Below are 23,522 nucleotides of genomic sequence, written 5' to 3'. Positions count from 1 at the left end.
ATTAAGATTACAGGCACTTTGGAGTCAGGATAATAAAACCCAAAGCCAACTTGTAAGTGATTTACAAGCCTGGTGCCAGCAAGCCGAAAGTGAGGCATCGCCTGCGGTACTGAGTCAGTTTGGACGCTACTTAAGGCGCTACCGAGTGACTGTCTAAATAACCTAAATATAAATTTATAATCGGAGAGGGTAATGCTTCCTATCGAACATGTCGTTGATTTATCGCGGTGGCAATTTGGCATCACCGCCCTTTACCACTTCCTTTTTGTACCCCTTACATTGGGTATGACTTGGATTTTATTCGGCATGGAATGCCTTTATGTCAAAACAGGCAAGCAAGTCTATAAGGATATGGTCCGTTTCTGGGGTAAGCTCTTTGGCATTAACTTTGCCATGGGAGTCGTCACCGGCATTACTATGGAGTTTGAATTTGGTGTCAATTGGGCGTATTACTCTCAATATGTTGGTAATATTTTTGGTGCACCTCTGGCCATCGAAGGCTTAGTCGCCTTTATGCTGGAGTCTACTTTTTTTCGGTATTTTCTTTTTTGGTTGGGATAAACTTTCTAAAAAACAACATTTATTTGCAACCTTTTGCTTAGCCATCGGCTCTGCAATGTCAGCCCTGATGATCTTAATTGCGAATGGTTGGATGCAGCACCCTGTCGGCGCTTATTTTGATGTTGACTCTATGCGCATGCAATTGACTAATTTCTATGATGTCTTCTTTAATCCAACAGCACAAGCTCAGTTTGCTCATACGATTACAGGAGGGCTGGTAACAGGTGCAATGTTCGTAACCGGCGTCAGCGCCTATTATATTTTAAAAGGCCGTGACCTTGCATTTGCTAAACGATCCTTTATTTTTGGCTCATTTTTTGGATTAATTGTATTATTAGGTGTTGCTTTCTTTGGCGATCACGCCGGCTTAGATGTCGATGAAACCCAGCCGATGAAAATGGCTGCAATCGAAGGGTTATGGCAAACACCTAAAGCCCCTGCACCTTGGACCATGATTGCATTACCCAGCAATAAGGACCTCAAAAATACAGCTGAAATTAAAATACCTTATGCGTTAAGTTTAGTTGCGACCCACTCTTTGGATGGCACCGTCAAAGGTATGAAAGAAGTCATTGCAGATAATGTTATTCGCATGACTAATGGCCGTAAAGCTTATCTTGCTTTGGTTGAACTTAGAACCAAAAAGTCTACAAAGGGAACTCCCCTTTCACTCACTCAACTTGAACAGGCAAAAGCCACCCTTAAAAAATATGAAAAAGATTTAGGTTATGGCTTATTGCTTAAATCACATATGAGAGATATTGAGAATGCGACACCTGCCCAAATTGAAAAAGTCGCTCAAAAAGCAATTCCTGAGGTTTGGCCAGTATTTTACGCATTTCGCTTAATGATTGCTTGTTTTGGAATAATGTTATTAATTGTTCTTGCTGCAGGATTTTTTAATATTCGCGGCACATTATGGCAGCAACGTTGGTTATTTCGCACTGCTCTTTATATGATCCCACTGCCTTGGCTAGCTTGTGAATTCGGCTGGTTTGTCGCAGAGCATGGTCGTCAACCTTGGGTTGTGCAAGATATGCTGCCCACAGCAATGGGTTCATCTTCTGCATCCGTAGGGCAATTAAGCTTTAGTTTAACCGGTTTTGCACTGTTCTACACCTTGCTCTTTATTATTGAAATTTACTTGATGTTTAAATTTGCCCGCTTAGGGCCCAGTGCATTACATACTGGCCGTTATCATTTTGAGCAAGTAACAAATAATAAAGCCATCACTGAGGGCCATAAAGATGTTTGATTTTGCAACCATGCAAGTAATAGGTTGGCTTATTGTTGGCCTAACGTTAATTCTTTTTGCACTGACCAGCGGCTTTGATTCAGGCGTCGGTATTTTATTACCTTTTATTGGCAAAAATGACACAGAGCGGCGCTTAGCCTTAAATGTGATTGGCCCCACTTGGGATGGCAATCAAGTTTGGTTAATTACCGCAGGAGGAGCAATATTTGCAATTTGGCCGACGGTCTATGCAACCGCTTTTTCAGGGTATTATATAGCCATGCTGTTAGTCTTATGGTCATTATTTTTACGGCCTGTAGGCTTTGAGTATCGCTCCAAACTGCCTAGTCAAAAATGGCGCAACAGCTGGGATATTGGCATTTTCATCGCAAGCTTTGTACCTATTGTTGTCATGGGCGTCGCCTTTGGCAATTTACTATTAGGTTCACCTTTTAATTACGATGCTATTTTTTTACGCATGGATTATACCGGGTCATTCTGGAATTTATTAACTCCTTTTGCTTTGCTTTGTGGTGTTGTGAGCCTGTGTATGATTGTCACTCACGGTGCCGCCTATTTGAGTTGGCGAGCAGAGGGCATCGTTAAGATCCGTGCACAAAAAGCACTCTGCTTATTTGCCGTGCTATATGTTATCGCATTCGCAGCTGCAGGAATCCTTATTGCCTATAAAGTTCCAGGTTATACTCTGGGAACAAGTGCGGCATCAATTAATGATCCTTTGGCGAATGAGGTTACTCGTAAGGCGGGCGCTTGGATAATGAATTACCACTCATATCCATGGATGATCATTGCGCCAGCTCTCGGATTTTTAGGCGCTATACTCGCTATCCTTGCAACAAAATCAAACAAGCGCATCACCGCTTTTATTGGCTCTTGTGGTGTACAAGTAGGCACAATCCTCACAGCAGGATTCAGCTTGTTCCCGTTTATTATGCCATCAAGCACAGATCCGGCCCATAGCTTAACTGTATGGAATTCATCAACAACGCTGCACTCATTGAATTTAATCACTATCGTCGCTGTTGTTATGGTGCCTGTGATCGCTATCTATACAGCATTCGTCTATCGAAAAATCTGGCGCGATGGAGCGCTGAAAGAACAAGATATTCAGCGCGATCAACATACTTTTTATTAGGAGATTATAACTATGATGTATTTAGGCTGGTTATTATTTACGCTCTGTGCAACGCTATTAACAACAGTGATCGTACTTCATCATGATACCAAACATCATGATATATAAGTGCTTAAATAAATAAACTTTGCTTTGCAAGTAGAAAGTGTGCCCAACCATGAGGGCACACTGTTTTCTGATTAATAAATACCTACTCTAAACCGACTTAAACCGCTTCTGTAAATACTCCTGACAGGCTTGACCCAACTCTGGGTGATCCAAAGCATAGTCCAAAGTTGCTTCAAGAAACCCTAACTTACTGCCGCAATCGTAACGCTTGCCAGCAAATTCATAGGCCAAAACCCATTGATTTTTTAGCACTGCTGCAATCGCATCTGTTAACTGTATTTCCCCACCGGCACCTTTAGCTGTATTTCTTAAAGCTTTAAACACCTCGGCGGATAAAATATAACGACCAACGACCGCTTGGCGTGAAGGCGCATTTTCGGGTTTTGGTTTTTCAACCATATACGTGACACGACCAGACTGCTCTGTTGCAACGATGCCATATTTATTGGTATCTTGCTCAGGTACTTCTTGAACCGCCAAGACACAATCGGCTTGCTTATTATTATACTCTGCCACCATCTGACTTAAACATAATGGCCCGTCATTCGCAATTAAATCATCAGCAAGAATCACCGCAAAAGGCTCAGATCCGACCAGAGATTCTGCACACAATACCGCATGACCTAACCCTAACGGCTCTGCCTGACGAACATATGAGCAACTCACCCCCTTGGGTAAAACATCACGCACAATCGATAAAAATTCATCTTTGCCTGCTTCTTCCAAGCGTTTTTCCAGCTCATAGTGACGATCGAAGTGATCTTCTATCGCGCGTTTATTTGAGCTAGTCACAAAGATCAACTCATTAACACCCGCTGCTACCGCTTCTTCAACTGCATACTGAATTAATGGTTTATCCACAACAGGTAGCATTTCTTTAGGCGTGGCTTTAGTTGCAGGCAAAAAACGTGTGCCCATCCCCGCGACTGGAAACACCGCTTTTTTGATCACAGTCATAATTGCACATCCTTCATCAACCACTCACCTCGACCAATACAACGATAAACAATACCTAAATTTTGCAGCTCTTCGGTATCATAAATATTACGGCCATCAATAATTACCGGTGTTTTTAAGATATTTTTAATTTCTTTAAAATCAGGGCTTCTAAACTCAGCCCATTCGGTCACAACAATTAAAGCATCCGCCCCCTGCAATGCGGCTTCAGCATTTTTAACTAAGCTTAAATCATCCCGCTCGCCATATACTGCACGGATATTATTCATAGCGGCCGGATCATAGGCCTGGACTTTCGCCCCGTGTTGCCATAGCCCTTCCATCAATACACGACTCGGGGCTTCACGAATATCATCTGTTTTTGGTTTAAACGCTAACCCCCAGACAGCGAAGGTTTTACCTCGAAGTTGGCCTTTAAATTCACGTAATACTTTATCTAATAAGGTTTCTTTTTGCTTTTCATTAACTTCTTGAACCGCGCCTAAAATTTTCGTATCAAAGCTATGCTCTGCGGCCGTATGAACCAGCGCACGAACATCTTTAGGAAAACAAGAGCCACCATAACCACAGCCCGGATAAATAAAGTGATAACCAATGCGAGAATCAGAACCGATACCTTGGCGCACCATCTCAATATCAGCACCGACCCGCTCGGCCAGCTGGCTCATCTCATTCATAAAGCTAATTTTAGTCGCAAGCATGGCATTGGCTGCATATTTTGTTAATTCTGCTGAACGAATATCCATTGCAATTAAACAGTTATTTTTCTTCGTTAACGGCGTATATAAGTTTTTCAACCGCTTTTCAGCCTGCGGGTTATCAACACCAATCACAACCCGATCCGGATACATAAAGTCTTCTATCGCCGCACCTTCTTTTAGAAACTCGGGATTAGAGCTAACATCAAACTCATGAGCTAATCCACGCGCACCCAGCTCATTATTAATCGTCTGGCGTACTTTATCAGCCGTGCCCAAAGGAACCGTTGATTTGTCAATAATCAGCTTATAGTCATTCATATGTTCACCGATACTTTTAGCAACAGAAAGCACATATTGTAAATCAGCCGAACCGTCTTCTTCTGATGGTGTTCCCACAGCAATAAAAATAAACTCACCTTGCTCAACAGCGTATTGAATATTAGAAGTAAACTCTAGGTGCCCTGACTCTTGGCCACGGACAAGCAATTCGTCCAAACCCGGCTCATAAATGGGGCTTTTGCCGGTCGCAAGTTGTGCTAATTTTTTCTCGTCCACATCAACACAAATGACCTTATTACCAAGGTCAGCAAAGCAAGCTGCCGTCACTAAACCCACATAGCCTGCACCAAATACGGTTACTCTCATTGATATCGCCTTATCTATTACGATGAACCCACCTATTGTACCGACTTTCACTATTGCAAGCCACCTAGGAAGCCTCTACACTGCTTTCAACATTTATTTAAGGAGTCTCAGCCATGAAGACAGCAACTTGGGCGCAGCTCGCCAAACATCAACAAGAAATAAAAAAAATCGCACCTGCGCGACCTCTTTACTGCTGGCAGCAAGCGCTTTGATCAATATTTTAAAAAAGGCCCACATTTAGCCATTGATTTTAGTAAGAATCACTTAACCAGCGACACAATTACACTGCTCACAGCACTTGCCGAAGAAAGCCAGCTTGCTGATAAAATTCACGCCTTAACTCATGGTAAGAAACTCAATATCACTGAAAATCGTGCCGCCTTTCATACTGCCTTAAGAATTCCCGCACAAAAACGTGATCAATTGCCCAAAGAAATCGCCGATGAAATTAGCGCTGTTCATGCTCAAATGCAGAGCTTATGCGATAAAATTCACCGCCAAACACCTCTTTACCCCCAAGGTCAAGCTATTACCGACATTGTCAATTTAGGCATCGGTGGTTCAGATTTAGGCCCCGCGATGGTGGCAGAAGCCTTAACGCCTTATCATAAAAAGCAGGTACGTTGTCACTTTGTCTCCAACGTTGATGGTAATCAACTGCACAATACCTTAAAAAATTTAAAGCCTGAAACGACTCTTTTTATCATCGCTTCTAAATCATTCACCACCCAAGAAACCTTTGCCAATGCAAAATCAGCGCGCAGCTGGTTAGAAGCGAGTTTATCAACAGAGCAAACTAATCATCACTTTATGTGTTGCACCAGCAAGCCTGAAAAAGCCGCAGAATTCGGCATATTACCCGATCATATCCTACCGATGTGGGACTGGGTCGGCGGCCGCTATTCACTCTGGTCATCCATCGGTTTACCCATTGCTTTTGCTATTGGTTTCGATAATTTTGAAAAACTGCTCGCCGGCGCTCACGATATGGATGAGCACTTTCAATCAGCCCCCCTCAGTGAAAATTTACCAGTCATGATGGGCTTAGTTGGCCTTTGGTATATTAACTTTTGGAATACTCGTTCACACGCTTTATTACCTTATGAACAAATGCTCGCCTTATTCCCTAATCATTTCCAACAAGTTGATATGGAAAGTAACGGCAAGCATGTCCAAGTCACAGGAGAGAAAGTCAACTGGCAAACCGCGCCTGTTATCTGGGGGCAACCTGGTACTAATGGTCAGCACGCCTATCACCAAATGCTCTTCCAAGGTACTGAGCTTATTCCTATGGACTTTATCGTCGGTTTGCGCACTCATAGCCCTTATCAACAGCAACACCAGATGCTAGTCGCCAACTGCTTTGCCCAAACACGCGGCCTGATGTGGGGACGCAATGAAGATGAAGTTTACCAGGAAATGATAGGCCAAGGCATCAATAAAGACGAAGCCCGTCGCCTCGCTCCTCATAAGGCCATTTCAGGGAATCAACCAAGTACGACAATTATGTATGATAAGCTCACTCCTGAAAGCCTAGGTGCCTTAATTGCCCTTTATGAGCATAAAGTCTTCGTTCAGGGTATTATTTGGAACATTAATTCTTTCGATCAATACGGAGTTGAGTTAGGCAAAGTCATCGGTCAAGAGGTCTTATCTCAACTTCAAGGCGAATCAAGCTCCGAAGGTTATGATGCATCGACGCAAGGTTTAGTGAATTATTTTCGCAATCACCAATAAACCCAAGCTTATCTAAAGTTAAATAGATCACGCTATAAAAATTAAAGGGGCCATACATCGCCCCTTTTTATTAATTAAAACCCATTAGACATATAAATTTCCCAGTGCATCATAATCCACCTCACCTTTGGCCCACAGCTCTCTTTTGCCTACAGCATACTGGGTAAATGCAACGGGATATTTTTGTGATAACTTAAAGACACGCCCCATATCTTGGCTATAGCCGGCCCAAATACTCTCATGCTTTAATGCAGGCAAAGAGTCAAGTAAAGGTAAAGTTTTAACAGACACATAGACAATCACCTGGGTATGGTTTTTCTTATCTAGCCAACTCTTATTTAACTCTTGGAAAAAATGGTTGAGCTGAGTGATGTCTTTTTTGATCATGGTGGCGATAAATGCTATCGATATCAATCGCAAGAACAGCCGGTCTAATATCACCAACTTGCTTTAACACGTTATAAATGTGGTTGATCTGTTTACTACCATTATCTTGATAAGAATACACATGATAAGGAATCGCTTTAATTCCTTGCTCTCTCGCATGCGTAAAATTATAAACAAAACGAGAGTCTATTCCTTGGTCTCCTTGTGTTGCCTTCATCAAAACAGTGCGAACACCTGTTTTTTTCAGCCTGAGGCCATTGGATAACGCCGCTATAATGTGAGATATCAATCACCCTCGGTGCTGCCATACCTGCTCCAACTAAACCCAAGCTCAATAATGGAATTAAGCTAAGCATCCACTTTTTCATTACTGCCCCTTTAACTAAACTCAATGATAAAAGACCAACATAGCGAGTGCCGGCTCAATTAATCTAACATACGCAACTTAAACAAAAAAAGCGAATAAAGCCTTAGAAAAACTATTGACTTCATTGAACAAGGAGATTAGAATTATCAGCGTTTTATTGGGGCTATAGCTCAGCTGGGAGAGCGCTACAATGGCATTGTAGAGGTCAGCGGTTCGATCCCGCTTAGCTCCACCAAAAAACAGCCTGTCCCCTTCGTCTAGTGGCCTAGGACACCGCCCTTTCACGGCGGTAACAGGGGTTCGAACCCCCTAGGGGACGCCACTTTTCAGGCTATATATGAATAAATAACAGGAAACTTTGTTAACCTGTAGACGATGATGTGTCATTCATTGTCGATGACTTGCTCGATAATTTTCCTGTGACCATTCTCAAACGTTGCCTGAAGCCAGCCCCTGCACTGTGATGAAAAACTCTTTACCAGCTAATTACAACTAGCATAATTTGTGCAGGCCATTCTAATAGGATGGGACAAGATGTTACAATTTCTAAAACAACCTATCTACCAATATATAAAAATAATATTTTTCTAACTAGCAATCCATTAAATAAATAGTAAAATGGCCAATTTTACAACTAGATATAGCTCGCTTTATAGATAATTTAAGGGTTTTAAGTGATTAATATCTGTGTATTTTTTTGTGGCACTGGTTCGCATTCTGGCTCTGATACAAATGTAGTAACATTATTTAATAACTGCACAGAAAAGTATAAAATTATTATAGATGGTCCTGGAATGGACTCCTATCGTGATGAATACGAGAACGCGCATCTATTACAAAAAGCATATGTTTCTTTAACCGGGCTAAAAGGAATGGGATCTGGAGAACTTGGCCAAAATAACTGGTATAGCAATTGCAAAAGAGCATGCGACTATATTATCGATTTAATTGCCAAAAATGCAGGAAATTTTAAACTTTTTTTCTTTGGGTGGTCCAGGGGAGCTGTGAGCGCTGCCGCTGCTACTAACCTATTAGTTGACATGGTAAAGAAAACAGTCATAGCATCTCGCACCGGCTACTTGGAGCGAATTGAAAAAATCCATTTATATTTAATTGACCCTGTTCCAGGCTCACCACTAGATCGCACTTTATTCTTTAGTAAGTTCCTCGGTAATGGACTCAAAGGAAGGGGTTTTGATTATTATTCAGTTACTGACCAAGTTGATTGTGAAGGCATTGTATATTATTCAGACAGTGGTAATATTGGGGAAGTTGACTCTAGAATGTTTAACACACCTGGCTTTAGTGCCCTAGATTTCAGTCACGATAGCAGATTTAATAATTATTACTTTAGAGCAAATCATGGCCAAATTGCAGGGAAAAATTTAGGGCTTGCTAATAGGACAAATTCTGAATTTAAAAGAGTAGAGTCAACATCAGGCTTTCTTGTCTTACTTTCCATGGCAAGAAAATCAATGATTTCTGGAGTGAGTTATTCTGACCTATTTTTAAGAAATATTAATAAGTTATCTAGAGAGAGCTTGGCCCTATATGACAAATTATACAAAGAGCACCCTTCATCAAAAAGAGGCTTTATCAGTAAAAGTCCTACTAAAGTTCCTTTAAACTCTCTTGTCAATCAAGGTTTAGTGAATGCTCCTGATGCAGGCATGCTGAGCCTTTCAGAAGCTATCCCTGAATTATTGGATATATTTTTCAACACAGCAGGCAGCGAAAGTAGCCGAATTCAACAATTAGCTAGTGACATAAAGTCTGAATTTAGCATGTATTTTAAAGGCCATAGACTAAAACATAAGAAAAGAGCTGAAGTAATACAGGGTCAAATAGAATTTATTTCAAGAAATAACACTGGAAGATATAAACTTTATATACATAAATTAACCCAAATTATCGACAGTCAATTAGAGACAATAAAAAAAACAGTAAGGAGATATGATGAAGATAAATTTTATAAGCTTTTAACAAGGTTAAAAAGGCTTATAGAGTTAGATAGTGCTCAGAGATAATTAGGAAACTAGAAAACAGCCTTGAATCGGTTGATGATTGAATTCGAAGGCTGTTTAATCGAGTCTATTTAAACGTGGCGTTTACACAAAATTACTTACAATGGCAGGTTAACCTTTTCACCACCATCTATCATCTGCTAACACTGGGTTTAATAGAGCTTTGCATTTAAAACATACTTTTTCCTTATGATATCCAATCTTTCTTTTTGGTGAATTTATAGGGATTATACGTTCTCCACCTATTATAATTTCATTTTTGTATAAGGGCCTATACATAGCATCAACTTGGTTAGTACAATCAGAGCAGATAACATGGCCACACAACCTGCAATGATGCTTTCCAGTCGATAATAAGCCTGGAGATATTGGATTATCACAACATTGACAGCAAGCAGAATGACGGTCAGGCACCCACTTCGAATATTTCATAGCCCTCGATATCTTTGACTGATAAAGACTCAATAAAACTTTTTGACTAGCATGAATTCCAAAAATTTTTAATAAACTTTTTCTATCACCTACATGATGCTCACCATGATTTGGATCGAAAGTTATATAATTATTTTTCCCTTTAATCCTAATAGCAACAGCGTGGTTTCTTTCAATGAAGCCAATAAGAAGGTAGTACTGACAATCAGGTTTAAATACTTCTTGTAATTCTAAAATATCTTTAGCCTGAACAGTATCCGCATTTTTTAACCTATCAGTATATTCAAATAACACACTTTTATAATTATCTGGCCAATGATTAATCGTTACATGATCTCGTATCCATCGATTTTTTGGGGCACTGAAATCTAGTTCTTTTCCTGAAGAGTCAAGAGGAGGAAAAAGCTTTCCTGTATATTCCTTAACGTCTTTATATTTTCCTTTATTTTTCTCAGCATAAGCAAGAACAAACTTTTTATAGTCAGGCAAGTCTTCCTTGCTTGTTGATAGTTTTAAGTCATGCCACAATATCCAAAGTCGGCTTAAATGCGAGCACATACCCTTTTGTCTAACTTCAGGGCATAGTTCCAGAAAATCTCGCTTTTGATTAAATTTCAACCTAGACATAAAGACCTTTTATTATTTTTAATTTTTAAAATAAAAATTTATATCAATAAAATAAAAATACGATTAATCACAGATAAAATAGCATTTACTGATATAGTATTTTTTAAAAAATTAAAACAACTTAAAAAAATCAATTTATCTTATTAAATTTCGTGTAAGAAGGATTATCCCGCTCATCGTGGCCTGCTTCTAAACATTACAAACCTTTTGATTTTCCATGGATTTTTAAAATAATCTCTGCATAAAATTCAGCTAAAAAAAAGAACTCTTAGCTTGAGCTCTTTTGCTTAACCATCACCGCCGCCGTTGTCTATTGCGCTCGGCTTGTGGTTTTCTTGATTGTCCTTGTTTTTTCTTTGGCATTTCTGGGATAGAAAACTTCACCGACTCAGCGAGTTTATCCAGCGCTTTGCCTTCGATATATTCCCACTTACCTCGCGGCACCCGACGCGGTAAACTGACGCTACCATAACGCACACGCATTAAACGGCTTACTTTTACCCCTTGAGACTCCCAGAGCCTGCGCACCTCACGATTGCGCCCTTCACGTAAAATCACATGATACCAACAGTTCGCCCCATCACCACCTTTATACTCTATGCGATCAAAAGACGCCGGGCCATCATCGAGTTCAACCCCTTCTTTAAGGTTAATAATCGTTTCATCTGTAACTTGACCCAATACACGCACCGCATATTCTCGCTCGATTTCATAGCGTGGATGCATTAAATGATTCGCTAATTCACCGCTCGTTGTAAATAATAATAAACCACCGGTATTAATATCTAAGCGGCCAACCATAATCCAACGGCCTTGCTTTAAACTGGGTAAATTATCAAAGACGGTCTTGCGCCCTTCTGGATCATCACGAGTGCAGACTTCACCTTCAGGCTTATTGTACAGAATCACCCGAGGGCGCTCTTCTTTTTGAATGAGTTTGACGAGTCTACCATCAACAATAACTTTAGCATCAGGCGTTACACGCATACCCGTTTGGGCTACTTCACCATTGACCATCACCCGACCATCATTAATCCAACGCTCGATCTCCCGTCGTGATGCCAGTCCTAACTGAGCAAGAACTTTTTGTAGTTTCTCACCGTTCTCTTTATTTTCTGTCATTATTTCACCTAATCTTGTTCTTCAACAAGCAACTCTGGTTGCTCTTGCTCTTGCTCTTGCTCTTGCTCTTGCTCTTGCTCTTGCTCTTGCTCTTGCTGAGCCTGCACAGCTTCACGCTCTGTTTCTATGCCCGGCAAGGTCAATTCATGGCTTTTTGCCACCTCTTCTAAATCGCGAACTTCTGCAAGTGTTGGCATCTCATCCAAGCTCTTCATACCAAAGTGCTCTAATAATTGTTTAGTGGTTGCATACATAGCTGGACGCCCCGGTACTTCTCGATGACCAACCACACGCACCCACTCATGATCTAACAGAGTGCGCATAATGTTCGTACTCACCGCCACACCACGCACCTCTTCGATCTCAGCACGTGTGACAGGCTGGCGATAAATAATCAGAGCAAGCGTTTCTAATAGGGCGCGAGAATAACGTTGTGGTTTTTCTTCCCACAAACGCGACACCCAAGGGCTATATAACGCTTTAGCCTGAATACGAAAGCCGCTCGCGGTCTCGCAAATTTCGATACTGGAATCTTGCCAATTTTCAGACAATTCAACGATCATGGCTCGAATTTCATTTTCTGCCGGCTGACTGTCCTCCGGAAATAAGTTTTTCAACTCATTGAGGCTTAAACTGCGGCCCGCACTAAACAAAGCCGCTTCTATAATTCGAATTACCGGTTCAGTCTGCATGGGATACTAATCTCACATGAATCAAAGTCCGTGGTTCATGCTGAACCAGCTCAATTAAGGTATTTTTGACAAGCTCTAGAATCGCTAAGAAAGTCACCACCACCCCCTGACGCCCTTCTTCTAGGGTAAACAAGGCAATAAATGGGGTAAATTTCTCAGTATTTAAACGCTCAAGAACACTCCCCATGCGCTCACGCACAGAGAGGGCTTCACGTTGAATCTGGTGCGATGAAAACATTTCAGCCCGTTGCATCACCTCACGCAAGGCTGCAATCATCTCATTAAAGTCAACCTCAGGTTTAAGCACCTGACTTTCATCGATCATGACCGCTTTGTTATCTATACTGACTTGAAAGTGATCTCGACCGAACCGCGGCAACTCATCAATATCTTCAGCGGCTTGGCGAAAGCGCTCATATTCTTGCAAACGTCGTACAAGTTCTGCGCGCGGGTCTTCTTCCTCACCTTCTTCAGTTTCAGGCCGCGGTAAGAGCATTCTTGATTTAATTTCAGCAAGCATCGCGGCCATAACCAAATACTCTGCGGCAAGCTCGAACTGAACGTCTTCCATTAAGCCAATATATTCCATGTATTGCGTTGTAATCTTAGCGATGGGAATATCTAAAATATCCATATTCTGCTTGCGAATCAAATACAGCAATAAATCCAGTGGCCCTTCAAAGGCTTCTAAAAATACCTTTAGCGCATCTGGTGGAATATACAAATCCTGTGGAACCTCAGTCACCCACTCTTCAGCGACACGGGCAACCGGCTCTGCAACAGCTTCGGGTAAGAGTTCAGCCACTTCACTCATACTTATTAATGCACCATAAAGATCTCAGGATCCCCTTTACCTTGACGCAGAATCACCGGCGCGCTTTCGGTCCAATCGATCACTGTCGTCGGCTCAGCATAGCTGATGCCACCATCAATAATCACATCAACAACCTTGCCTAACTGTGTTTCTATATCAAAAGGATCTGCCAATGGGGTTTCTTCATCCGGCAAAATCAAACTACTATTAATCAACGGCTCACCAAGCACGTCTAAAATTCCAGCAACAATCGGGTGATCTGGAAAACGCAGGCCGATAGTTTTCTTTTTCTCATGCTGTAAGCGCTTAGGCACTTCTTTGGTTGCTTTGAAAATAAAGGTATAAGCCCCCGGGGTTGACCGACGCAACATCCGATACGCCACATTATCGACACGGGCATATTGACCCACTTCGCTTAAATCACGACAAAGCAAAGTGAAGTGATGCTTATCATCCAAACGACGAATCCGGCGAATACGCTCCACCCCTGTTTTATTGTCGATATGACAACCCAGTGCATACCCTGCATCGGTCGGATAAACGATGACCCCTCCACGCCGAATGAAATTAACGACTTGTTCTATCAAGCGTTTTTGTGGTGTCTGTGTATGTATCGCGATCATATGTGCCATAACCGCCGCTCCTCTCCACTTTAATTCTTTATGCTAAATGACGAATAATCCAGTGATCATCGCGCAAATTTTGCAGCCTATTGTATAATAAGATCGGTTACAATAGGTCGACTTAGATACAAAGTAAAGAGTTTAACATATGAAATTTGTTCTCAACATCGCTTTATTATTAGCATTTTTTATCTCATATAAGATGTATAACCTCTATGTGGCAACGGCTGTGCTCATCATCGCTGCCATCATCCAAACCGCAATTCTCTATATTGCTTATCGCAAACTCGAATTTGCCGAATGGCTGACCGTTATTCTCATCATTGTCTTTGGTGGCGCAACCTTACTCCTGCACGATAAAGAGTTAATTAAATGGAAATTTAGCGTCGTCAACTGGGCCTTTGGCATCGGCATCATCGCTAGTCAATACTTCGGCAAGAAGCCAGTCATGCAGCGTCTGCTCGATCATGCTATCACCATGAAAGCAGAAATCTGGCGTAAATTAAATATGGCCTGGGCCATTTTCTTCTTGCTCTTAGGCACGCTGAATATCTATATTATGTACCACTTCTCCGATGATGCTTGGGTCAACTTCAAAACCTTTGGTGACATTGGCTTAACCTTAATCTTTATTGTCTGCCAGATTTTCTATCTAGCGCGCCATATTGAACATGACAAAGAAAAGCCATAAAGTAATTCAAAATATTAGACAATTAGGATAACAACATGCTCTATAGCTTTTTCTGTTATGACCACCCAAATAGCCTTGATAACCGTGCGAAGTCTCGCGCAGCACACATCGAACGCTTGCAAGCACTACAAAGCGACGAGCGCTTAATTATTGCAGGCCCCAACCCGGCTATCGATAATGAGACTCCAGGGGACGCTGGCTTTACTGGCAGCCTCATCATTGCAAAATTCAACTCGTTACAAGATGCACAAGCGTGGGCAGATGAAGAACCTTATCTAAAAGCAGGGGTTTACTCTCGTGTTGAAGTTAAACCCTTTAAGCAGGTCTTTCCACAATGAATGAAACGCGAGTTGAAATGATACGCCAGCGCTTAGAACAAGCACTTTCTCCCGCGAGTCTTGAAATTATCGATGATAGCCATAAGCACATCGGCCACGCTGGAGCAGCTTCTGGTGCCGGGCACTTTACCGTTAAAATCAGCGCTAAAGCACTTACAGGCAAGACACGCATTCAGCAACATCAATCTATCTATCAAGCCTTAGCTGATATGATGCCGGCCGAAATTCATGCCCTGAGTATTAAAGTCCTGCAAAACTAGCTATCTCATTATTATTTTACTATTAAGCACTAGAGGTTAACCATGAGCTACGAAACACTAATCAGCGCCTTAGACATTTCAACTATTACCAAGATGAAAGAGGCATTAGAAATCGGCAAATGGGCTGATGGTAACCCTTTATCTGCCGATGAAAAAGATCGCTGCATGCAGCTAATCTTAGCCTTTGAACAGCAACAAAACCCCAAGCAAGACCTCGAAGATGATTATAATCCACGCAAACAAACTCCATGTGCTTCAAAGCAATCCGCTACCGTCGTCGAAAGCCAGGCCACAAAAACAGAAGCTGTTATTCATTTCAAAAAATAACAGCGAATAATTTTTTAAATAATAATCAAGCGATATAGAAAATTGGCTCAAACTCTCTTTTTTGATTTCGATGGAACCGTCGCCGATAGCTTTGCCACGGCCATCGACATTATCAACACACTCGCTCACCAATATCACTTTCAAACGGTTCAAAAAAACGATATTGCAGAATTAAGACAACAAACACTCAGAAAAACCTTTAAAAAATTGGGTGTAAAGTGGTACAAACTGCCGCAAATTATGATCTCAGCCAGGCAGTTATTTAGCCAAAAACTTCATCAAGTCCCTATCTTTGAATTTTGGCAGCCCACACTCGAAAAGCTCAGCCAACAGAACAATATTCAGCTGATTATTTTAAGTTCCAATAGTCCAGAGAATATTCGACAGTTTTTAGATCAATACCAGTGGAGTCAGTACTTTAGCCATATTATCGCCGGCAGCAGCCTGTTCGGCAAAGCACGACTCATCAAAAAAACCTGTGCAGAACATAATATCAATCCCAATCAAGCCTATTATATCGGCGATGAAGCCCGTGATATCAAGGCAGCCAAACAACTAAGCATGACCAATATTGCCGTCAGCTGGGGCTTTCAATGTCCTGAATTCTTGCAACAGTATCAGCCAGATTACCTAATTCATCATCCTAACGAGTTATTAAAAATATTTAAATTAATTTAGGTTAATATTCTAAGTAAACTGTCATCGCAAGCAAATACAAAGCAACTCGCAATGACAACTTCAATGAAACATCCAGAAAGCTTTAAAGATACCGCTTAAACCACTCCACCTGCTTCGCCACAGCTTTATCAAAATACTCCCCGTGATACACTTCATAGTGAGTCGCGCCATCAATCACCAACAACTCTTTAGGCTCGTTAGCAACCTCATACAACGCATGAGACTCAGCAATAGGGTTTACGCCATCATCACTCGCTCCAGTAATTAATATCGGTGAAGAAACCCGAGCTAACACATCGACCGGCTTATGCTTCATCGTTTCGGCCACAGTTAAAAATGGGATTTTAATATTCAGCGCTGAAAAATTATTGGCATATTCTTGATAAAACGCTTTAGATTGCTCATCGGTTAAAACTTTTGCAATCGGTACCATCATTTCCTTGCCTGTTTTTTCTTTTTTCTGCTGCATGCGCTCAAGCGTTGACAGAAACTTTGCTTTTTCCTCAGCAGTCATCGCTTCTGTGACCACACGCTCACCATCTGCAAAAGTGAGTTGCACAGACAGCGCTTTAACTCGAGGGTCCTCAGAGGCTGCTACCATCACATTCGCCCCACCAAATGACGTTCCCCACAATCCTATTTTCTCTGCATCAACCTCAGAGCGTTGAGTCAGAAAACTAATCGCATTTTTAATATCTTCAATCTGTAACCTTGGCACCAAGCGCCCAGCTTCACCTTCACTCTCACCAAAACCACGGTAATCGAATGTCATAGCAACAAAACCCGCCTTAGCAAAATATTCCGCAAAAGCGGGAAGTAACAGTTCTTTTACACCCGCAAAACCATGGCAGAGTAAAATAGTCGGTGCATTCTGAATGCCCTGTTCAGGCAAGTAAAGCTCAGCAGCGATTTTACTGCCTTCAGAGTAAAAAAAACAGCTTGCTTTTCCATTATACTTTATCCTCATAAAAAACTAGGAACGGCATAACAGTACAACAGACAAGACTGTCAGACAAGCGACCTAAAACACCCGCTCAAATCAAGATAAATTCAATACCATGATCACCCCCGGCACAGGCTGCCCCCTCTCTTCACGAATTGAAGTCGGTTCAACATGACTGACTGTAAATCCATGCTCAGCACTCAGCTTTTTTAAATAGCCCAGTGAATGCGCATAGCGCCCAGTTGGCAATAATTGATAGTCTACCTGATCATCTTCAAGCAACTCAACACTGAACAAAAAAACAGACTTCATCGCCTGCGCTAGTCGACAAGCAACCGCAGAAAATAGCTTTTCCAGCACCCCTAAATAAACAAAAACATCAACCGCTGTAATCAAATGATAATTTTTGTTTAAATGATTTTCTTCTAAAAACTCTAGAATATCTCCTTGCACTAATTGACTATAAATCTCTTTTTTCTTGGCTTGATCTAGCATTTTCTTCGACAAATCCACCCCGTGAATTTCGGCCACCCAAGGCTTTAACGCCTGACCAATCAGACCGGTTCCACACCCCAAATCTAGCGCAACTTTTCCTTCTGCCACCGGCAAGTGCTGTAATAAATTTACTGCCAAAAGACCTATTTTTTTAGGGAGGCAATAATGCAATTGATCCACTAAATGATGCTCAAAGTTTTCTGCTTCACCATCAAATAGCTTCTCTATATATTCTTTTGGAGCTAAATCGGCCTTCTCTCCTTTTATGCTTTTCACCATATGAGAGATTAATAAATCATCAGGAGTAAAATTTAAATATTGCTCTAAATTTTTCTAATGCTTTATTATAACTTGCCATTTCATAATAAATAATTCCAGCATTTTTATAAGCAAGTGCAAACTTAGGTTTTAATTCAATTAACTTCTCAAAGACTTTAACCGCTTTTTCACGCTCACCGCATTTTCCAAGATAAACCCCTAAATTATGCTGAGCATGATCCAAGTGAGGAGCAAGTTCTATTGCTTTATTAATATAGTATTTTGCCTCAGAAAGCTTATCTAATTGAGCTAGAATATTGCCTAAATTAGTATAAGCCTCCGCACACTCTGGGTTAAGTTCTATTACTTTTTTATAAAAAACTATGCCTTTTTTGCCAAGACGCCAATTGCCCATAAGCATGTGCTAAATTAAAATAACTGTCCACATCTTCTGGATGAGCTTCGATCACCTTTTTAAATTCAACAATCGCTTTTTCATACAACTCTTGTAAACAATAGACATGCCCTAAACCCGTATGTGCCTCTACCTGCTCAGGGTTTAATTCTAATACTTTTCTAAAAGACTGAATCGCTAAATCAAGCTGACGTTCTTGCACAGCAATTATTGCTAAAACATAATGAATTTGTGGCGTTTCTTCATTTTGCTCTAGGGCTTTTAAGCAGCATTGCCTCGCATTAATAAAATCATTAATTTGATAAAATGTAACAGCATCACTAAGAAGGGAGTTTAAACTCATAGTTATTAATCATAGATAATTTCAATCACTAAACTGAGTATAAGATATATAATTCACCTCAACTCAACAAACACTATAAACATAAAGGGTCATCTGTTCATTTTTTGTAGCGAAGTCCTTTATTTAGCATATGCGGGAAATTTGCCGGCCGATGCCACTAGTGTCATAATCACACAATAGTTAGGTGGTGGTGTAAAGCCCCCATTTTTATGCCAAGCCTAAAGTGGAATTTCTATGGTTTTTGTCCCTCATTTTTTTAAAATTAATAGGTTAGTTTTTTGGGAGAAGGTCACAGCCTTGAATCAATTTACGATTGAATTCGAAAGCCGTTTAGCCGAGTATATTTAAACGTGTCGTTTGCACAAAATTATTTACACTCTCAAATTCCCCGACTCCAAAGCCATTAACAAGCTTATAAATAAACCCGATATTGCCGATAAAACTTCTTCCCAGACTCTTGATCTTGCTCACTTACGATTCTTGTTACTGTCTTTTGAGGAGCTGCATGCTAAATCACTGAAACATACACAGCCATGTCAGCTGCGAAAATATTCACCTGGCCCAATAACAGCCCCATAAAAACAAATAACTTCATTAGATCAAACATATCCATTTGCACTAAGCTTATGGTGCATATTAAATGCCAGAAAATCAAGGTTCACTCTGACATACAACCTGGCTTAATCTTGGAGATTGATCTCGATCACCCTTCAGTTTTAAAAACAAACATGTTTCATCAAAATCCAGGTCGTCTGGCAAGCTTTCAACGATTTCCTTTTTTGTTTCTTTACCTTCAGAAGCCCAATTCCCTGCAGCAACAAGTAAACCGACTATAAGCTCAGGAGCGATTGCGACACCTTGACTTATATTTAAATTTTTTGAGAGCAGCACTAAAGGCATTGCTGACTCCGCACCGTGAAGTATTGCACTAGGCCCTGGTACAATGCTGTAAAGCGCTTGGGCTATTTTTATTGGCAGTTGCATCTCATGGTTTTTACCTGTTAAATGCTTAACAATCTCCCTCGTTTCAAATAAATAAGTAGTGCCTGCAACAGGGATATTTGCAACCAAAACCCCACCGACAACACCCAACAACGGCCCCATTTGTTTTGCGATACCCTGGCCGGCTAATGGGATTTGATTCGTTGCATGGTCAGCAATATGAGTCATTGTAAAAAATAAGCGCAACAACTTTTCAGCAAGTGGTGACAACTTATTATTAAATTCTAAATCAAACTGTGCAGAGATTTCTGTTAAAAAGGAAAATGAACAGTTAGTAACGAGTGCATATGCTGTGACTCCTATATACTCTTCTAATGAAAGAGCTGCAAGTGGCCTTTCCTCCGGACTTCCAACCATAACTCCTTTGCATGCAGCATAACTTGCCACTGAATTTACTAAAATATCAGTGAAACGCACCGCTGTATAAACACCAATACCTAACTTGACACACCTTGATTTGTTTTGAGCTTCAGCTTCACTAGAACTGGAAATTAAAGGCTCTTCATGCTCAGGTGTTTCCGAGCCGTCAATAAAAGCACCTTCAAAAAACCATGTTGATAAAGCTTCAAGCGTTCCTCCAACAACAGCACAAGAAATCATTACAGTTGTCCGGTCATAATTAAAGTCAAAGTCATCATTAATGCTTTCACCTAACATCGCCCAACTTGCTGCGTGGGATGCTCCTTGAGCAATCGTTAACAGCCCTCTTAATACATTCAGCCTCCAAGGCATGGCACAACCCTTAAATAAAAATAAGAATTATTATCATTTATGTCTATACTGTCAAGGAAGCCCTATTTTGACCATTAATTGTTACGCTATTTGATCAAAAACGTTGTAGCTTTTCTCAAATTAACCAAGCATCATAAATTAGTGATTTTAAGATTTATTAGGTGCAGAAGAAAATTATTAATTTTTTTGAAAATTCATCACCAAAACTCCGCGCATTCTCTATAGTAAGATTATTTCGAGTAATCTCATGCAAGAGATCGCTTCACATACATTCATAATAACACTGAAAAAAATTCTAATGATGCTAGAATATAAGCTTTCTTGGCCATAAATTGATTACCTCCTGGTAGAAAATTTATTTCCTACCAGTGTAGTGTACGCTGTAAAGCTAAGGAGTTAAACTCTAAACTGTTCAGTTAACTGCTTTAGGTTCGTTGAGATTTCAGCAACTCGATCACTAGATTCTGAGGTGCTTTGCGCACTGCCTAAAACTTCCTCAGTAAGCTTGCTAATATTTTCAACCCGCTTATTCATAGAGTCTGTCATTTTTTGCTGCTCTTGAGCAGAGACTGCAATTTGCTGGTTAACCTCATAGATGAGCTTAATGTCTTCACTGATTTCTTCTAAAGATTTACCTGCTTTAGATGCAAGTTCAACAGAACGCTCCATTTGTGATTTTTGTGCTTCCATTGTCGATGTTGCAGCCTCAGTACCTTGCTGCAAGCGCTCGATTTTATCCTGAATTTCAACCGTCGCTTGCTGAGTCCGCTGTGCTAAAGAACGTACTTCATCGGCAACGACAGCAAAACCTCTGCCTTGCTCGCCGGCACGAGCTGCTTCAATCGCCGCATTCAGCGCTAAGAGGTTGGTTTGCTCAGCAATACCACGAATCACGCCTAAGATAGAATCAATTTCAGCCCCATGCGTGTGCAGCTCATTAATCACTTCAACTGATTTATCCATTTCAGAAGATAGAGTATTAATCGTCGAAACTGTTTGAGTCACAACATCATGACCATTTTTAGAATTATTACGTGCACGCTCTACAACTTCAGAGGATTTAACCGTATTATCAGCAACCGCTTTTGCAGAAGCGGCAACTTTTTCCATCGAGGCTACCACATTATCCGCTTCACATTTTTGATTTTCTATCACGCCGGTGGTATTTGAAGTCAAGGTCGATAGATCTTTCGCTGAACCTTCCATTTCTGATGCAGATGAATTAGTCGTTGTAAAAAACTCCCTAAACTGGCCGAATAAGCCTCGAATTGCTGAGGCCATCGTCCCTATTTCATCTTTTTGGTTAATTGTCACCTCAAGAGTTAAATCACGCTCCTCACCAACTTGATCGATAAACTGAGATAATTTTTTGATGGGTTTACTCAGCATATCAGCAATGATATAAGCAATAATAGTTGCGATAATTAAAACAATAATGGCAACAATAATTCCAGTATAAGTAATCTTACTTTGCAAGGCATCAGAGGCTTTTAGTGCCTCATCGACATCCTCCTCACTTAGAATCCCCCCAATTTAAGCCTGGAATATCAAGCGGTGCGTAAGCAGAAAGAACTGGGATTTTACGATAATCTAAAAACTCATCAAAACCTGATTTACCTGCTAAAGAGGCTTTCGCACCTTTTGTATCAACACGTTGTAAACCAAGCGTTGTCCCCTTAGCAAGAATCAATTGAAGCTGCTGAGAGTCCATACCAGATTTTTTCATGATTTTTTCATATTTTTTTGGGTTCTCAGAGAGAAAACGACTTATGCTACGCATTTTTCCATCCGGGCCAACCAGATAAGTTTCACCGCTTGCGCCCAAACCAAAATTTTTCCATTTACCCTCAAACGTCATAATATGATTAATCACATCGACAGGGGCCTGAAAAATAAGCACCCCCAAGCGCTTTCCTTCCTCACTGAAAATAGGTGATGCAAAAAAAGCTGCTGCACCATTGTAAGAAGGAGGGTAAGGAGCAAAATCAGTCACTGCCGCTTGACCTTTAGACATTGCATTTGCTTTTTTAAAGGCTTCACCAATACCCGTATTCGCATAGGGTCCACTGCGAAGAGAGGTCGCAAAGTCAAGCTCTTTAAAAACAGAGTAAACGATTTCCCCTGTTTTTGCATCGACCAGAAAAATATCATAAAAACCAAATGTTTCTAAAATATTTCGATAATGCTTATGGTAAAGTCCATGACTGGCATCATACTTCACCCCATTTGAAGCTTTATCCAATTTATCCTTATTACCTAATGGGTGTGGGTTTGCTTTGATATAAGCATGTTGTATGGCAACCTGATTAGGCGTTAATTGGTTAAGCAAGTCTGTTGACGCAATTTTTTCACCGCTATTGAGTGTTTGATATTCTTTTTCGAACTCATCAGTATAATAACTAGATAACTTTGCTTTTAATCCATCATCAGTGCCTGATTCTTCCCCATACCTTTTAAAATGCTTACTAAATGCTGCCATTGCATTCATCGTCATCTGACTATCAGCCAATGTTTTAGTCTGATCTAAAATCTGCTTCATATAGGCTTCAATTTTAGAACGCTGAGAATCACGCACAGAAATTAATTTACTTTTAACCTCCTCAGATAATGCATGCTTACTCGCACTTGCCCCCATAATTCCTATCGCTAAGCATGAAACCACGGTTGCTAAAAATGAAACAATCGCAAAAGCAAGTATCAGTTTTCCTTTAATACTCATTAAACAACACCTTGGCCCAGCATAACCTCTTCATTATATATTCTAGTCAAGCAATCTCCTCTCACCAACAAAGGCACAGCATAAACATAAAAATATAGATTTTTCCCATAGATTTAACCTGAAGAACAAATCAA

Annotated in this window: 25 protein-coding genes, 2 tRNA genes and 1 pseudogene; 12 read left to right on the top strand and 16 right to left on the bottom strand. The window is 40.7% G+C overall.

The features are described from left to right. From BGC07_RS24165 to cydB, 3 genes and pseudogenes are all read left to right on the top strand, one after another. The coding region (locus BGC07_RS24165) for a DesA/ISL3 alpha bundle tail domain-containing protein (RefSeq protein ID WP_449421087.1) at positions 1 to 157 on the top strand (157 nt) is incomplete at its 5' end. Positions 158 to 192: 35 nt separating this feature from the next. Continuing rightward, positions 193 to 1,816, top strand: a pseudogene (locus BGC07_RS11435) (cytochrome ubiquinol oxidase subunit I). Then, entirely contained in the window at positions 1,809 to 2,951 is a 1,143-nt protein-coding gene (gene cydB / locus BGC07_RS11430) for a cytochrome d ubiquinol oxidase subunit II (protein ID WP_069313221.1), read from the top strand. The pseudogene BGC07_RS11435 and the gene cydB overlap by 8 nt, the downstream one beginning before the upstream one ends. Positions 2,952 to 3,146: 195 nt before the next feature. Here cydB and galU read toward each other — a convergent pair whose 3' ends face one another. Next, positions 3,147 to 4,016, bottom strand: a complete 870-nt coding sequence (gene galU, locus BGC07_RS11425) for a UTP--glucose-1-phosphate uridylyltransferase GalU (RefSeq protein ID WP_069313220.1) — start codon at positions 4,014 to 4,016, stop codon at positions 3,147 to 3,149. Next, complete coding sequence (locus tag BGC07_RS11420) at positions 4,013 to 5,362, bottom strand: UDP-glucose dehydrogenase family protein (protein WP_069313219.1); 1,350 nt, start codon at positions 5,360 to 5,362, stop codon at positions 4,013 to 4,015. The genes galU and BGC07_RS11420 overlap by 4 nt, the downstream gene beginning before the upstream one ends. A gap of 174 nt (positions 5,363 to 5,536) precedes the next feature. Between BGC07_RS11420 and pgi the strand changes: the two genes are divergently transcribed. After that, a complete protein-coding gene (gene pgi / locus BGC07_RS11415; RefSeq protein ID WP_235603419.1) occupies positions 5,537 to 7,099 on the top strand; it encodes a glucose-6-phosphate isomerase in 1,563 nt (520 codons plus the stop codon). 84 nt (positions 7,100 to 7,183) lie between these two features. Here pgi and BGC07_RS11410 read toward each other — a convergent pair whose 3' ends face one another. Both BGC07_RS11410 and BGC07_RS11405 read right to left on the bottom strand, forming a co-directional pair. Then, positions 7,184 to 7,486, bottom strand: a complete 303-nt coding sequence (locus BGC07_RS11410) for a hypothetical protein (RefSeq protein WP_139121682.1) — start codon at positions 7,484 to 7,486, stop codon at positions 7,184 to 7,186. Continuing rightward, the gene (locus BGC07_RS11405) at positions 7,434 to 7,703 is read right to left on the bottom strand and encodes a GH25 family lysozyme (RefSeq protein WP_235603417.1); all 270 of its coding nucleotides are present in this window, start codon (positions 7,701 to 7,703) and stop codon (positions 7,434 to 7,436) included. Before BGC07_RS11405 ends, BGC07_RS11410 begins: the two co-directional genes overlap by 53 nt. A gap of 309 nt (positions 7,704 to 8,012) precedes the next feature. On the opposite strand from BGC07_RS11405, the gene BGC07_RS11400 reads away from it, so the two are divergent. The 3 genes from BGC07_RS11400 (at position 8,013) to BGC07_RS11390 (ending at position 9,880) form a co-directional block, all read left to right on the top strand. Beyond that, positions 8,013 to 8,088: transfer RNA gene (locus tag BGC07_RS11400), tRNA-Ala, on the top strand. A gap of 11 nt (positions 8,089 to 8,099) precedes the next feature. Next, positions 8,100 to 8,175: transfer RNA gene (locus tag BGC07_RS11395), tRNA-Glu, on the top strand. 352 nt (positions 8,176 to 8,527) lie between these two features. Then, entirely contained in the window at positions 8,528 to 9,880 is a 1,353-nt protein-coding gene (locus BGC07_RS11390) for a hypothetical protein (RefSeq protein ID WP_069313216.1), read from the top strand. A 117-nt stretch (positions 9,881 to 9,997) separates the two neighbouring features. Here the strand turns inward: BGC07_RS11390 and BGC07_RS11385 are convergent, their stop codons facing one another. The 5 genes from BGC07_RS11385 to BGC07_RS11365 all read right to left on the bottom strand — a co-directional run bounded on the left by BGC07_RS11385 (position 9,998) and on the right by BGC07_RS11365 (position 14,196). Continuing rightward, positions 9,998 to 10,936 (bottom strand): FYVE zinc finger domain-containing protein, encoded by a 939-nt coding sequence (locus BGC07_RS11385; protein ID WP_077216873.1) that lies wholly within the window; start codon positions 10,934 to 10,936, stop codon positions 9,998 to 10,000. Positions 10,937 to 11,230: 294 nt separating this feature from the next. Then, a complete protein-coding gene (rluB, locus tag BGC07_RS11380) occupies positions 11,231 to 12,058 on the bottom strand; it encodes a 23S rRNA pseudouridine(2605) synthase RluB (RefSeq protein WP_069313214.1) in 828 nt (275 codons plus the stop codon). 8 nt (positions 12,059 to 12,066) lie between these two features. Continuing rightward, entirely contained in the window at positions 12,067 to 12,750 is a 684-nt protein-coding gene (scpB, locus tag BGC07_RS11375; RefSeq protein WP_069313213.1) for an SMC-Scp complex subunit ScpB, read from the bottom strand. Beyond that, positions 12,740 to 13,564 carry a segregation and condensation protein A gene (locus BGC07_RS11370; RefSeq protein WP_069313212.1) on the bottom strand — a complete coding sequence of 275 codons (825 nt, stop codon included), beginning with the start codon at positions 13,562 to 13,564 and terminating at the stop codon, positions 12,740 to 12,742. The genes scpB and BGC07_RS11370 overlap by 11 nt, the downstream gene beginning before the upstream one ends. Before the next feature lie 5 nt (positions 13,565 to 13,569). Next, on the bottom strand, positions 13,570 to 14,196 hold the full coding sequence (locus BGC07_RS11365) for an L-threonylcarbamoyladenylate synthase (protein WP_069313211.1): 627 nt from the start codon (positions 14,194 to 14,196) through the stop codon (positions 13,570 to 13,572). Positions 14,197 to 14,335: 139 nt separating this feature from the next. Between BGC07_RS11365 and BGC07_RS11360 the strand changes: the two genes are divergently transcribed. From BGC07_RS11360 to BGC07_RS11340, 5 genes are read left to right on the top strand one after another with little or no spacing between them, the layout of a single operon-like run. Next, positions 14,336 to 14,878: a septation protein A gene (locus tag BGC07_RS11360; RefSeq protein ID WP_069313210.1), complete on the top strand. Its 543-nt coding sequence runs from the start codon at positions 14,336 to 14,338 to the stop codon at positions 14,876 to 14,878. A gap of 35 nt (positions 14,879 to 14,913) precedes the next feature. Next, positions 14,914 to 15,216, top strand: a complete 303-nt coding sequence (locus BGC07_RS11355) for a YciI family protein (RefSeq protein ID WP_069313209.1) — start codon at positions 14,914 to 14,916, stop codon at positions 15,214 to 15,216. Next, entirely contained in the window at positions 15,213 to 15,476 is a 264-nt protein-coding gene (locus BGC07_RS11350) for a BolA family protein (protein ID WP_069313208.1), read from the top strand. Before BGC07_RS11355 ends, BGC07_RS11350 begins: the two co-directional genes overlap by 4 nt. Before the next feature lie 42 nt (positions 15,477 to 15,518). After that, positions 15,519 to 15,803: a DUF1315 family protein gene (locus tag BGC07_RS11345; RefSeq protein ID WP_069313207.1), complete on the top strand. Its 285-nt coding sequence runs from the start codon at positions 15,519 to 15,521 to the stop codon at positions 15,801 to 15,803. A gap of 42 nt (positions 15,804 to 15,845) precedes the next feature. Continuing rightward, entirely contained in the window at positions 15,846 to 16,481 is a 636-nt protein-coding gene (locus tag BGC07_RS11340; protein WP_069313206.1) for an HAD-IA family hydrolase, read from the top strand. 82 nt (positions 16,482 to 16,563) lie between these two features. On the opposite strand, the gene uilS is transcribed toward BGC07_RS11340, so the two are convergent. From uilS to BGC07_RS22300, 7 genes are all read right to left on the bottom strand, one after another. Next, positions 16,564 to 17,448, bottom strand: a complete 885-nt coding sequence (gene uilS, locus BGC07_RS11335; protein ID WP_069313205.1) for a UilS family quorum-quenching N-acyl-homoserine lactonase — start codon at positions 17,446 to 17,448, stop codon at positions 16,564 to 16,566. A 72-nt stretch (positions 17,449 to 17,520) separates the two neighbouring features. Beyond that, positions 17,521 to 18,198, bottom strand: coding sequence for a class I SAM-dependent DNA methyltransferase (locus tag BGC07_RS11330; RefSeq protein WP_069313204.1), 678 nt, complete (start codon positions 18,196 to 18,198; stop codon positions 17,521 to 17,523). A gap of 19 nt (positions 18,199 to 18,217) precedes the next feature. Beyond that, positions 18,218 to 18,592 (bottom strand): tetratricopeptide repeat protein, encoded by a 375-nt coding sequence (locus tag BGC07_RS11325; protein WP_069313203.1) that lies wholly within the window; start codon positions 18,590 to 18,592, stop codon positions 18,218 to 18,220. After that, positions 18,549 to 18,935 carry a tetratricopeptide repeat protein gene (locus BGC07_RS11320; protein WP_069313202.1) on the bottom strand — a complete coding sequence of 129 codons (387 nt, stop codon included), beginning with the start codon at positions 18,933 to 18,935 and terminating at the stop codon, positions 18,549 to 18,551. The genes BGC07_RS11325 and BGC07_RS11320 overlap by 44 nt, the downstream gene beginning before the upstream one ends. Positions 18,936 to 19,586: 651 nt before the next feature. Then, a complete protein-coding gene (locus BGC07_RS11315; RefSeq protein WP_069313201.1) occupies positions 19,587 to 20,669 on the bottom strand; it encodes a hypothetical protein in 1,083 nt (360 codons plus the stop codon). Between the two features lie 396 nt (positions 20,670 to 21,065). Next, on the bottom strand, positions 21,066 to 22,145 hold the full coding sequence (locus tag BGC07_RS22305; protein ID WP_235603114.1) for a methyl-accepting chemotaxis protein: 1,080 nt from the start codon (positions 22,143 to 22,145) through the stop codon (positions 21,066 to 21,068). Positions 22,146 to 22,182: 37 nt separating this feature from the next. Then, on the bottom strand, positions 22,183 to 23,388 hold the full coding sequence (locus BGC07_RS22300) for a cache domain-containing protein (protein ID WP_235603113.1): 1,206 nt from the start codon (positions 23,386 to 23,388) through the stop codon (positions 22,183 to 22,185). Between the last annotated feature and the right edge of the window lie 134 nt (positions 23,389 to 23,522).

This window comes from Piscirickettsia litoralis (genome assembly GCF_001720395.1).
In the GTDB taxonomy this organism is placed as follows: Bacteria; Pseudomonadota; Gammaproteobacteria; order Piscirickettsiales; family Piscirickettsiaceae; genus Piscirickettsia; species Piscirickettsia litoralis.
This window is presented reverse-complemented; position numbering and strand designations above follow the sequence as displayed.